Source organism: Pectobacterium polaris, from assembly GCF_002307355.1.
Taxonomy (GTDB): Bacteria; Pseudomonadota; Gammaproteobacteria; order Enterobacterales; family Enterobacteriaceae; genus Pectobacterium; species Pectobacterium polare.
The window spans coordinates 394,207-406,650 of record NZ_CP017481.1 but is presented as its reverse complement, the minus strand read 5'-3'; the positions used below and the strand labels follow the sequence as shown (position 1 = coordinate 406,650).

The window sequence follows — 12,444 nt, the reverse complement described above, 5'->3', positions numbered from 1 at the left end:
CATGCGCACGTTCTTGTATAACATAACACTCGATCTCTGAGTGTCCTGATTTTTACGAGAGTTATCAGCTCAGGGACATATTGGCAAACTGAATGCACGGGGATAATTCATCCCATCCTTATGATGTCGATAATTTGAAATTTCGAAGGAGTTAAAAAAATGAATAACAGCGGATCAGCACTGAAGGACATTCTTGTGCTTGGCGCAGGACAGCTCGGTATGGCAGTCCTACGTGCTCTCGCCCCGCGTGCGCGAACCTCGGCGTTGTCGGTCACGGCGCTCGTTTCACCGGATACTATTAACGATCCGTCGGTGCAGGATAGGGCAAAGCTGGCTGAACTCCGCGCACTAGGTATTGACGTTATGGGGTTCGACCTGGCTTCTGATGAACACGCCCTGACAGAGCTTTTCAGGAATTATAAGACGGTATTGAATTGTTCGGGATTTGTGGCAGGGCCGGGCACCCAGATGAAAATAACCAGAGCGGTGTTGGCTGCTAACGTTGCGCGCTATTTCCCTTGGCAATTCGGTGTGGATTATGACGTTGTGGGCCGAAACAGCGGCCATCCGGTTTTTGATGAACAGTACGACGTGAGGCAGCTGCTACGTAGCCAACTGAGTACCGAATGGGTGATTGTCTCGACTGGCATGTTCACGAGTTTCCTGTTTGAGCCAGCCTTCGATGTGGTGGATCTGGAGCGTGGAACCCTTCATGGCTTGGGAAGTTGGGATACCAAAGTGACAGTGACGATCCCGAGGACATTGGCTGGCTGACGACTGAAATATTGCTGGCTGAACCACGATGGGCTAATGAGGTTGTTTACGTGGCAGGTGACACGATCTCATACGGGCAACTTGCCGATGTTGTCGAACGGGTCACGGGGAAGGCATTTAAGAAGACCGTATGGACTCTGGATAAATTACGGGCGGATTTGAAAATTGCTCCGGATGACGTCATGGCCCGCTATCGTGCAGCGTTTGCTTTGGGTGAGGGAATGTGGTGGGACAAATCCGGCACCTTCAACGAACGTAATGGTTACGAAACGGTCGACGTCGAGCATTTCTTACAAATGCATGTGCAAAAATAGACAGAAGAGTGCGGCGCAATTCAATGTGCCCGCACTTTTTCAGATACAGTCAGCGCTCCGGCGGTGCAAACCAGGCGGATTTAAAATCAAACCAGCCCAGCATATTCATCCTGACGCCGCGCATACTGCGCTGACCCTGAAGCTGTAGCCAGTGATGCAGAAGAGGGTGCACCTGGCCGCTACCGATCAGCTTTTCACACCATTCCGCCATCGGCAATGAGTGATTGCGCCACTGCTGTGCGTCCGCATGCAGATCGTCATCCAGACAGTGCTGCACCAGTGGGAGTTCGTAGAGCATCGCGAACAGGGAGAACTCGAGCGGTAAATAGCAATTCACACTGCTAAACCAGATATCGCTTTCGGCATTGCCTTGATACCAGTCTTCGTAGCTGACCGTCTGGATATGCAGCGTGACGCCATGCTGTGCCAGCAGCGCGCGCATAATCTCGCTTAATATCCGGTACTCAGGGTGCTCATGATAAAAGGTCAGCGTCACCTGCGTCAGCCCTGCGGGAATAGGCTGGCGGTCGTCTGGATGGTGATGATGCCAGCGTGGCAACAGGCTGTAAGCGGGGGACCAGTCGCGCTGGTGGCTGGCATCGGCGTGGCTGAGTAGCGAAATCGGGTTAAAGACCTGCCAGAGCCAGCGACGAACCTCCGGGCGTTCAGCAAGCGGTGAACGTTTATCGAACAGCAGGAAATAGCAGCCTTCTTCCATCCGGCTTTCCAACTGTTCATGGCGAGAATCATCAGACTGGAATTGGACGGAGACCGGCATTTCCTCCGGTTCATCCGGCAGTACCCAGATGTTGACCTCATCAATCAGTGCCCGATAGCCAAAATAATCATCAAAAGCGCGGATCTTTAGCTGGTTACTGTTATTACGCACCACGGCATAAGGGCCGGTGCCAATTGGGTGTTGGGCGAAATCGGGTAGCGTTTGCCATTCCTGCGGCAAAATCATGGCGTGCACGCTGCCTAAAAGCCACGGCAGCCAGTTATCCGGACTGCTTAGCCGGATATCAATCACGAACGGCATCGGTGACGTGACGGTTTCAAGGTGCGAAAACAGTGGCCATGCGGTGAGGCGCTTGAGGGAGGTGATGACATCATCCATCGTGAGCTCGCGACCATGATGGAAGCGAATGGCCGGACGCAGATAAAAACGCCAGTGCAGCGGGGCCAGCATCTGCCAATGATGAGCAAGATCGGGTTTTATTTCCCCATTTTCCTCATTTATATTGGTCAGCCCGCTAAAAATTTGCCGCGCAATGTGCATTTCCGAACGCCGCAGCGCGGAGCCAGGTAGTAGGTTGCGTAAGGGGCGGTAATAGAGGATGCGCAGAATATGCTTTCCCTGCCGGAAACTCCGCCCAAGGTGGGCAAGTAACATCTGGCGTACCGCTTCTTTGTCACCCACCAACTGCACTAGCTGCTCAATGCGATCCTGCTCCAGCAGATCCTCGGCACGCTGCTGCTGTAGTGCTAATCCGGTATACACAAAGGATAACTGTGAGCGCTTTCCCCTTCCTGCTTCTGCTTGCCAGATGAGCCAGCCTTCCTGCTGCATCGCGTTCAGCAATGAGCGGATATGGCGGCGTGAACAGTTCAACACCCCGGTTAACTCTTGCAGCGTGGTGTCGGTGGTTTGCCCCTGAAAGTGTTGCCACAGGCGGATGAACTGTTGTTGCAATCGAGGGGAAGACATAAAAGAGGAACTCCCTGCACTAAAGTCATCAATTTATCTTTCCCTATATTACGTCGATACTTTGCAACAAGGAAAGAGAGGAGGTGGCTTATGGCGATTTCCAGTTTGTACCAGTTCTATCGAACTTACTTATCGACCTGTAAAGCGAAGTGGTTTCGGTGGATGTCTACCCAACAGCGCATTGCATTATTGCAGCAGGCGACGCAGTGGCACCTGAAAGACATGTCTGACGACGAGTACCGTCATTGGCTCTAGGTGGCATGAAGCAATTTATTCTGAGTAAAACAATTTATTCTGAATAAAACAATGTATTCTGAGTAATGGTGATGTTTCACCAGCCAGCGAGTTTTTCGCTGGCTTTTTTTATGGTGTTGACTGCCGCTAGCTTTGGCTGTTGTGGATGGTTTGCATAGTGGGAAGGTATCAGCGGCGTTGTTCACGTGATGCTTTTATATTCAGGATGACGAAATAATCAATCAGTAATGTTGAATGTTAAAGCGTGTTTATTTTCAATAAAAAAGAATGACTCCGTTAATTTATTTTTTCTCTTATAATTAATATTAATGTAAGAATAATGACTAAAATAATTCACTAATTTAGTGTAATGGTTTTCATTCTAAATTGTTTTTCTTGGAAACTATTTTCGTTGAAATTATAGGCGGTTTTTTGTGATGGCGGTCCTATGGATAAAATTATTCTTTATAGTCCACTGTTTTTTATCTTGTGTTTAACGCACATTGTCACAACCTTTAAATATTATGTAACATGCAGCAGCGTTTTATTTTTTCTTGCTTACCAGCAATTTACTTCACAGCAATTTTTTGAATAACTCGACGGATGTAAAAATGAGCGATGTTCCTTATCAGTCAATAGCGATTTACGAAAAACCAGAACCCTGGCACGCTGCACCTGGCGTACACAACATCAAACTGACGCCCCTTTTCATCATTGTTTTTTCTGGTGTTTTACTTCTTTTTGCTTTGGCAGTTTCCACATCGTCCTATTTCCTTAAGCAGGCTGAACAGTCGTTAAATAGTTCGACGCTGGAATTGAATGTTCGAATGGAACTTGTTGATAGTGCTAATCATATGCGTGCAGCGCGTATGAATTTGCTACATGCTGTGAATCACTTACGTAATGGCCTTACTGATAACTACAATGCGAGTATGAAAGCGGCAGAAGAACGTTTGTCGATGTCTCAGCAAATGTTTAATGGGTATCAAAATAGGTCGGTTCGTTCTGATGTTGAACTCGCCCGCGATAATGAATTAAAAGCGCGCTATGGCGATTATGTTGAACGCGGTATTAAACCCATGTTTGACATCGCGAAGAAGGGCAATGTTGAAGAACTGAATGCATTTGAGTCGACGACCCTGTCTAAATTGGACGATGAGTATGATGTGCCGTTGAAGGCGTCTTATCTTTATCGGGTTGAGATGGCGAAAAATATTAATGTGACGGCGGAAAGGAATTCCACTCTGGGCTATACGCTCATGATAGGCGCCTTTATTCTGGCGATCGTATTAACGGGCATGACGTTCTTATTAATTCGTCGGGTCATTATTAACCCAGTGCAGTATTGGGTGTCACGCATACAGGCCATCGCGCACGGTGATTTAACGCGCACGAGTGTGGATGTCGGACGGAATGAAATCGGTATTTTGGGGAATAACATCCAGCAAATGCAGGATTCGCTCTCCGAAACGGTTGGCTCGGTACGCGACAGTGCAGAGTCGATTCACAGCAGTTCGACGAAAATTACCGTCGGTAATACGGATTTGTCTGCACGAACAGAGCAGCAGGCTGCGGCGTTGGCGGAAACGGCGGCCAGCATGGAGCAGCTCACGGCTGCGGTGAAGCAGAATACCGATAATGCGCACCATGCAAGCGTTGTGGCGACGGAGACCTCAGCCAAAGCGGTGAACGGTGGCAGCATTGTTGAACAGGTTGTGGGGTCTATGGCGGATATCGCCAAGAGTTCAGACAAGATTTCTGAGATTATCGCGCTCATTAACGGGATTGCATTCCAGACCAATATTCTGGCACTGAATGCGGCGGTTGAAGCAGCGAGAGCGGGCGAGCAGGGTAAAGGATTTGCGGTAGTCGCAGGAGAGGTGCGTAATCTGGCACAGCGCTCGGCTAACGCCGCGACGGAAATTGCCGCACTGATTAAAGAATCCGAAGCCAGAGTGACAGAGGGAACGACGCTGGCATCCGAAGCGGGTAAAGCGATGGCCGAGATTGTGGCTGAAATTAATAACGTCACCCGCATCATGAATGAGATCGCGCTGGCGTCTGATGAACAGAGCAGTGGCATCAATCAGGTGTCGTTAGCGATATCAGAAATGGATCGCGTCACGCAACAGAACGCGACGCTGGTGCTAGAGGCGTCCTCGTCTGCCGCATCGCTTGAGCAGCAGGCCGAACGGTTGAATCTTGGCGTGTCCCGATTTCATCTGATGTAACCCGGTGGGTAAAAGACAAAAGCGGTAAAAGACAGGAATCATCATTAATGGCCAGCGGCTTTGTCGCTGGCTTTTTTTCGTTGTTTTTTCGAGCATGGGGATGTGAATCCGCTTCTGATAGAATCAGTGAACAGGTACGCTGTTTCTGGCGATAAAAAAGTACGCACGTATCGCTTCCGCCAGAGCAATTTTGTACAAATGATAAGAGGATTAACGTGTGCATAAAAAGCCGGTAGTGCAAGAGCAAACACACTTCAGACACCTGGAAGCATTAGGGGGTCTGGATATGTTGCAGGCGCAGTACTATCAGCAGCGTTTTCCTCGTCATGTGCATGATACGTATTGCATCAGTGTGATTGAGCAGGGGGCTCAGCGTTTTTATCGCTCCGGTGCAGAGCATGTTGCGCCCAAAGGTGACATCATTCTGGTGAACGCGGACGATGTGCACACGGGGAGCTCCGAGGTTGAAACTGGCTGGGCCTATCGTGCCATTTATCCGCATCCCGATCTTTTTTGCTCGATTAATCAGGATCTGCAACGCTCAAAGGATTCGATCCCGTGGTTTCCCGACGCCGTTGTTCACGACCCTGGGCTGTCGGAACAGTTGCTCATGACGTTCAATATGCTCGCTCAGCCGGGCAATATTTTATTGAAAGAAACGCTGCTGTTGTCGTCATTGACCTGGCTGACGATGCGTTATAGCAAGACGCGCCTGACACCGCAGATGCTGCCCGTTGCGACCCAAAATATATTGAACGTTAAAGCGTTTATGGACAGCTATCCCGAGAGAGAACTGGCTCTCGTTGAATTGGCCGCGCTGGCCGAACTCAGTGTGTGGCACTTCTTACGACAGTTTAAAGCGGTGGTGGGGATTACGCCTCACGCTTACTTGATTCAGGCTCGCCTGCGCAAGGCTAAGACACTGTTGCGTAAAGGCGGTGCTATCCTTGATGTCTCCGTATCGTGTGGTTTTACCGATCAGAGCCACTTTCATCGTCATTTCAAAAATTCTTTGGGGCTGACGCCGGGCGAGTTTGCTAAAGGCAATCTGTAGTTATACTCGTCCCCTATTCTGGGGCGCAGCAAATTCATCCAATACTCTTAAACAACGTTTTGTTAGTTTTCCGCTATCGATTTTTTATGGTAGTGCAATGTTATATGGAAAACACCGTAGCCCGCTCATCGTCTGAATCAAAAGACACCGTTAGTCCGTGGAAGCATTTTATGACCGGCGTGGTTGAAATGCTGCCGCTCTGTTTGTCCGTGGTGCCCTGGGGAATTCTAGCTGGTTCTATGGCTATCCAGTCGGGATTATCTGTCGGACAAAGTATCGGGATGTCGGCGATTATTTTCGCGGGGCGGCGCAGCTCGTCTCGCTCGGGTTGCTCATGTCTGGGGCGAATGTCGCGACGCTATTAATCTCCGTTTTTTTTATCACCGCACAGCACCTGATATATGGCCTGACGCTACGAGAATATGTTTCAACGTTGAAATTAAGAAAGCGGCTTCCTATCGGATTTTTATTATCAGACGAGCTTTTTGCACTCAGTGAAAAGAAAGACCGTAAGAACAACGTTAGCACCAGCTATTTAATTGGTGCGGGTTTCACCTTTTATATTTTTTGGAATATCTTCAGTATTCTTGGTGTGGTCATGGCGTCATCTGTGCCCGACTTGGATAAGTATCATCTTGATTATTCTATCGTTGCTACGTTCATCACCATCGTTGTGCCGATGATAAAGAAAATCAGTACCTTCTCTGGCGTACTGTTCTCTCTGCTGTTGTCGATGTTATTGACCTATTTCAAGGTAGAAGGTGCCATTGCTATTGCCGGCGTCGGCGGCATGTTTTTCTCTGTATTCATCGCGTCTGTGCTTAAGGAAGAAAAATGAGCTGGTTATTGATATTCGTTCTGGCAGGGATTGTGTTTTTTAATCGCTATATTTTTCTCGAACCCGCTGTGCCGGTAAAAATTCCGGTTTTACTCCATCGTGCATTAAAGTATTCAGCACCTTGTTTACTCACCGCGATTTGCGGGCCGATTATTTTAATGGATCACGGTGTGATTCGCGCATTTCCTGATAACCCGTATTTTCTCGGCGCGATAGTGAGTGTGGTAATTTCATTCTTTATCAGAAATATTGTGGGCGCGGTGCTTTTGAGTATGTTGGCTTTTTATCTGATTGCCGCGCTGTTGTAATCCCCCCATTCTTCCAAAAGAAAAAGCCCGCAATAAAGTGCGGGCTTCGGGCTATCTGTAATCTTGAATCAGTTCAAAAATGCAGGCTGATTCTTTTCATACTCGGTAATAGACGCTTCGTGTTGCAGCGTCAGGCCGATGCTGTCTAATCCGTTGATCATGCAGTGACGGCGGAAGCTGTCGATTTCGAACGGATAGCTTTTGCTGCCCGCCTGAACAACCTGATTTTCCAGATCGACCGTGAAGGTAATACCTTCCTGACCGTCAACCAGCTTGAACAGCTCGTCCACTTCTTCGTCGCTCAATTTCACCGGCAGCAGCTGGTTGTTAAACGAGTTGCCGTAGAAGATATCGGCGAAGCTTGGGGCGATAACGACGTTGAAGCCGTAATCGGTCAGCGCCCACGGCGCGTGCTCACGGGAAGAGCCGCAGCCGAAGTTTTCCCGCGCTAGCAGGATGCTCGCTCCTTTGTAATGCGGCTGATTCAGCACAAACTCAGGGTTAGGCTGTTGGCCCGCATCGTCCAGAAAGCGCCAGTCGTGGAACAGGTGTTGGCCGAAACCGGTACGCGTCACCTTTTGCAGAAACTGCTTAGGAATGATGGCGTCGGTATCGACGTTAGCGGCATCCAGAGGAACCACCAGACCTGTGTGTTGAGTAAATTTAGCCATGTCGGTTTCTCTCTTAATTCAACTCGCGGACGTCGGCAAAGCGACCCGTCACTGCGGCAGCCGCAGCCATTGCCGGGCTGACCAGATGGGTGCGGCCAGCGCGACCCTGACGGCCTTCAAAGTTACGGTTGCTGGTTGATGCACAACGTTCGCCGGGGTTCAGGCGGTCATTGTTCATCGCCAGACACATGGAGCAGCCCGGTAAGCGCCACTCAAAGCCCGCCTCGATGAATACTTTATCCAGCCCTTCCAGCTCCGCCATGGTTTTTACCGGGCCGGAACCGGGTACGACGATAGCCTGAACGCCAGCGGCGACTTTACGCCCTTTGGCGATTTCTGCTGCGGCGCGCAAATCTTCGATACGCGAGTTGGTGCAGGAGCCGATGAAGACTTTATCGATCTTCACGTCGGTCAGTTTAATGCCGGGTTGCAGATCCATATAGGCCAGCGCTTTGGCCGCGGAGGCGCGTTCTACCGGATCGCTGAAAGAGTCAGGGCTAGGGATTTCCTGATTGACGGCGATAACCTGACCGGGGTTGGTGCCCCAGGTGACTTGCGGCGCGATCTGAGCGGCGTCCAGCGTGACGATTGTGTCGAACTGTGCATCATCGTCGGATTTCAGCGTGCTCCAGTACGCAACGGCAGCATCCCAGTTGGCATCTTTCGGTGCAAACTGACGGCCTTTCAGGTAGTTGAAGGTGGTGTCATCCGGTGCCACCAGACCCGCCTTCGCGCCCATCTCAATGGCCATGTTGCACAGCGTCATACGGCCTTCCATGCTCAGCGCACGAATAGCGGTACCGCAGAATTCAACGACGTGACCGGTGCCGCCTGCGCTACCGGTTTTACCGATGATCGCCAGCACGATGTCTTTCGCGGTGATGCCGTGTGGGGCATCGCCGGTGACTTCGATCTTCATGGTTTTGGCGCGACCCTGCTTCAGGGTTTGCGTCGCCAGCACATGTTCCACTTCCGACGTACCGATACCGAAAGCCAGTGAGCCAAATGCGCCATGCGTTGCCGTGTGTGAGTCACCGCAGACGATGGTCATACCCGGCAGCGTCATCCCTTGTTCAGGCCCGATAACGTGAACGATGCCCTGATACGGGTGGTTCAGGTCATACAGCTGAACGCCGAATTCCGCACAGTTCTTGATTAACTCCTGCATCTGGATGCGGGCCATCTCGCCACTGGCGTTGATATCTTTGGTTTGCGTGGACACGTTGTGGTCCATGGTCGCGAAGGTTTTCCCCGGTTGACGAACCTTACGGCCCATCGCGCGCAGGCCGTCGAAGGCCTGTGGGGACGTCACTTCGTGTACCAGATGTCTGTCGATATACAGCAGCGGCGTTTCGTTCGGCGCTTCATGAACCACGTGCGCTTCGAACAATTTTTGATATAACGTCTTACCCATGGTTATGCCCCTTGCGCGACAAAACGCGCAATCACGTCGCCCATTTCGTTGGTGCCGATCGCGCTGCCGGTGCTTGCCAGATCGGCAGTGCGGTAGCCTTCAGCCAGTGCGGTATTGACGGCTTTTTCGATCGCCTCTGCGGCATCATCCGCACCCAAGCTGTAGCGCAGCAACAGTGCCAGCGACAGAATCTGTGCAATCGGGTTAGCAATGTCTTTGCCAGCGATATCCGGTGCGGAACCGCCAGCCGGTTCGTACAGGCCAAAGCCTTGCTCGTTCAGGCTTGCGGACGGCAGCATACCCATTGAACCGGTAATCATGGCGCACTCGTCGGACAGAATGTCACCGAACAGGTTAGAACACAGCATCACGTCAAACTGAGACGGATCTTTAATTAACTGCATCGTTGCGTTATCGATATACAGGTGAGACAGCTTCACATCGGGATAGTGCTGTGCGACTTCGTTGACGATCTCGCGCCACAGAATCGAGCTTTGCAGCACGTTGGCTTTATCGATAGAGGTCACGATGCTGCGACGTTTGCGAGCGGATTCAAACGCGATATGGGCGATGCGCTCAATCTCGAAACGGTGATACACCTCGGTATCGAAAGCGCGCTCATACTGACCGCTACCTTCACGACCTTTTGGCTGGCCGAAGTAGATCCCACCCGTCAGTTCGCGGACGCACAGGATATCAAAGCCTTTCGCGGCGATATCACTACGCAGCGGACAAAACGCTTCCAGCCCCTGATACAGACGAGCAGGGCGCAGGTTGCTGAACAGTTTGAAGTGCTTACGCAGAGGCAATAACGCACCGCGCTCCGGCTGCTCTGCCGGTGGCAGGTGTTCCCATTTAGGGCCGCCCACGGAACCAAACAGAATCGCATCGGCCTGCTCACAGCCTGCGACGGTCGCCTGCGGCAGCGGCGTGCCCTGACGGTCAATGGCGATACCGCCAACGTCATATTCGCTGGTGGTAATGCGGATGCCAAAACGCTGACGTACCGCATCCAGTACTTTATGGGCCTGCGCCATTACTTCTGGGCCAATGCCGTCTCCGGGTAAAACGGCGATATGGTAGCTCTTTGTCATCACACTGTTTCCTGACTGTTTTGTTGTTTGCTATCGTTTTGTTGTTGGTTGCTGTGCTGCTGCAGACGTTGAATTTCTTTTTCTACCTGCTGAGCACGTTTGATGTTGTTTAATACATTTACCATTGCCTGCGCGGAAGATTCAACGATATCCGTTGCCAGACCGACGCCGTGGAAGCGACGCCCTTGATAATCCGCGACAATATCAACCTGACCCAGCGCATCACGACCCTGGCCTTTGGCGGTCAGTTGGTATTTGACCAGTGAAACCTGATAACCCGTAATGCGGTTGATCGCCTGATAAACGGCATCCACCGGGCCATTACCCGTTGCGGCTTCTGATTGGGTTTCTTCGCCGCAGATCAGTTTTACAGAGGCAGTTGCCATCACGCTGGAGCCGGACTGAACGCTGAAATAATCCAGATGGTAGAACTCAGGCTCTTCCTGCTGACGGCTGATAAAGGCCAGCGCTTCCAAATCGTAATCAAAGACCTGACCTTTCTTGTCCGCCAGTTTCAGGAAGGCAGAATACAAGTCGTCCAGATTGTAATCGCTGTCCTGATAGCCCATCTCTTCCATGCGGTGTTTCACCGCCGCGCGACCAGAACGGGAAGTCAGGTTCAACTGTACTTCTTTCAGGCCGATGGATTCTGGCGTCATGATTTCGTAGTTTTCACGGTTCTTCAGCACGCCATCCTGGTGAATACCAGAGGAGTGAGCGAAGGCGTTGGCTCCCACAACCGCTTTGTTAGCAGGGATAGGCATGTTGCAAATCTGGCTGACCAGTTGGCTGGTACGGTAGATTTCCTGATGATTGATGTTGGTGTGTACATTCAGGATGTCATGGCGGGTTTTGATCGCCATGATGACTTCTTCCAGTGAACAGTTACCCGCGCGTTCGCCGATACCGTTCAGTGTGCCTTCTACCTGACGAGCGCCTGCATGCACCGCTGCCATGGCGTTGCCAACGGCCAGACCCAGATCGTCATGAGTGTGAACGGAAATGATAGCTTTATCGATATTGGGAACACGTTGGTACAACGAGGCGATGATATTGCCGAACTCATGCGGCATGGTGTAGCCGACGGTGTCCGGGATATTGATGGTGCGAGCACCGGCATTGATGGCAGCTTCAACCACGCGACACAGGTCTGGGATTGGCGTGCGGCCCGCATCTTCGCAGGAAAATTCAACATCGTCTGTGTAGTTACGTGCGCGTTTGATCATGTAAATGGCGCGTTCGATCACTTCATCCAGCGTGCTGCGCAGCTTCGTGGCGATGTGCATCGGTGAGGTCGCGATAAAGGTGTGGATACGGAACGCTTCTGCGACACGCAGCGCCTCTGCGGCGACATCGATGTCCTTCTCGACGCAGCGGGTCAGGCCACACACACGACTGTTTTTGATATTGCGTGCAATCGTCTGAACAGATTCAAAGTCGCCGGGAGAGGACACAGGAAAGCCAACTTCCATAACATCAACGCCCATACGCTCCAGGGCGAAGGCAATTTGCAGCTTCTCTTTTACACTCAGACTCGCCTGTAAAGCCTGTTCACCATCGCGTAATGTGGTATCGAAAATAATGACTTGCTCGCTCATCGGTTTAGTTCCTTGTCGTGTCTACTTGTACTTGGCGCTCGGCGAGTAAAAAAAAACCCGCGCATCAGCGCGGGTTTTTGTATCGTGTGGCGAGAAACTTAGTTCTGAACTCTGCCCACAAACCTACCGCGCAAGAAGGATGCGTTTAGTAGTAGGCCTAGTAGGACAGTAAAGTTGAACATGGTGTCTCGTCATCTAAAATTCGG

Annotated in this window: 9 protein-coding genes and 2 pseudogenes; 6 read left to right on the top strand and 5 right to left on the bottom strand. The window is 51.1% G+C overall.

Annotated features, from left to right (window positions below; all coding sequences use genetic code 11):
• The first annotated feature begins 159 nt into the window (after positions 1–159).
• Positions 160–1,088 (top strand): annotated as a pseudogene (locus BJJ97_RS01815) (aromatic alcohol reductase).
• Between the two features lie 49 nt (positions 1,089–1,137).
• On the opposite strand, the gene sgrR reads toward BJJ97_RS01815, so the two are convergent.
• Positions 1,138–2,796 (bottom strand): HTH-type transcriptional regulator SgrR, encoded by a 1,659-nt coding sequence (gene sgrR / locus BJJ97_RS01810; RefSeq protein WP_095992911.1) that lies wholly within the window; start codon positions 2,794–2,796, stop codon positions 1,138–1,140.
• A gap of 90 nt (positions 2,797–2,886) precedes the next feature.
• Here sgrR and sgrT point away from each other — a divergent pair, with 90 nt between their 5' ends.
• The 5 genes and pseudogenes from sgrT to BJJ97_RS01785 all read left to right on the top strand — a co-directional run bounded on the left by sgrT (position 2,887) and on the right by BJJ97_RS01785 (position 7,461).
• Entirely contained in the window at positions 2,887–3,051 is a 165-nt protein-coding gene (gene sgrT, locus BJJ97_RS01805) for a glucose uptake inhibitor SgrT (RefSeq protein ID WP_095992910.1), read from the top strand.
• A gap of 590 nt (positions 3,052–3,641) precedes the next feature.
• On the top strand, positions 3,642–5,261 hold the full coding sequence (locus BJJ97_RS01800; protein WP_095992909.1) for a methyl-accepting chemotaxis protein: 1,620 nt from the start codon (positions 3,642–3,644) through the stop codon (positions 5,259–5,261).
• Between the two features lie 217 nt (positions 5,262–5,478).
• Complete coding sequence (locus BJJ97_RS01795) at positions 5,479–6,315, top strand: AraC family transcriptional regulator (protein WP_095992908.1); 837 nt, start codon at positions 5,479–5,481, stop codon at positions 6,313–6,315.
• Between the two features lie 104 nt (positions 6,316–6,419).
• Positions 6,420–7,153, top strand: a pseudogene (locus tag BJJ97_RS01790) (AzlC family ABC transporter permease).
• Complete coding sequence (locus BJJ97_RS01785) at positions 7,150–7,461, top strand: AzlD domain-containing protein (protein WP_039501490.1); 312 nt, start codon at positions 7,150–7,152, stop codon at positions 7,459–7,461. The pseudogene BJJ97_RS01790 and the gene BJJ97_RS01785 overlap by 4 nt, the downstream one beginning before the upstream one ends.
• 68 nt (positions 7,462–7,529) lie before the next feature.
• Here BJJ97_RS01785 and leuD read toward each other — a convergent pair whose 3' ends face one another.
• The 4 genes from leuD to leuA are packed head-to-tail and all read right to left on the bottom strand — an operon-like array spanning position 7,530 to position 12,238.
• Positions 7,530–8,132 carry a 3-isopropylmalate dehydratase small subunit gene (leuD, locus tag BJJ97_RS01780; RefSeq protein ID WP_095992907.1) on the bottom strand — a complete coding sequence of 201 codons (603 nt, stop codon included), beginning with the start codon at positions 8,130–8,132 and terminating at the stop codon, positions 7,530–7,532.
• A 13-nt stretch (positions 8,133–8,145) separates the two neighbouring features.
• Positions 8,146–9,546 (bottom strand): 3-isopropylmalate dehydratase large subunit, encoded by a 1,401-nt coding sequence (gene leuC, locus BJJ97_RS01775; protein WP_095700622.1) that lies wholly within the window; start codon positions 9,544–9,546, stop codon positions 8,146–8,148.
• A 2-nt stretch (positions 9,547–9,548) separates the two neighbouring features.
• A complete protein-coding gene (leuB, locus tag BJJ97_RS01770) occupies positions 9,549–10,640 on the bottom strand; it encodes a 3-isopropylmalate dehydrogenase (protein WP_039465791.1) in 1,092 nt (363 codons plus the stop codon).
• Positions 10,640–12,238: a 2-isopropylmalate synthase gene (gene leuA, locus BJJ97_RS01765; RefSeq protein WP_039483465.1), complete on the bottom strand. Its 1,599-nt coding sequence runs from the start codon at positions 12,236–12,238 to the stop codon at positions 10,640–10,642. The genes leuB and leuA overlap by 1 nt, the downstream gene beginning before the upstream one ends.
• Between the last annotated feature and the right edge of the window lie 206 nt (positions 12,239–12,444).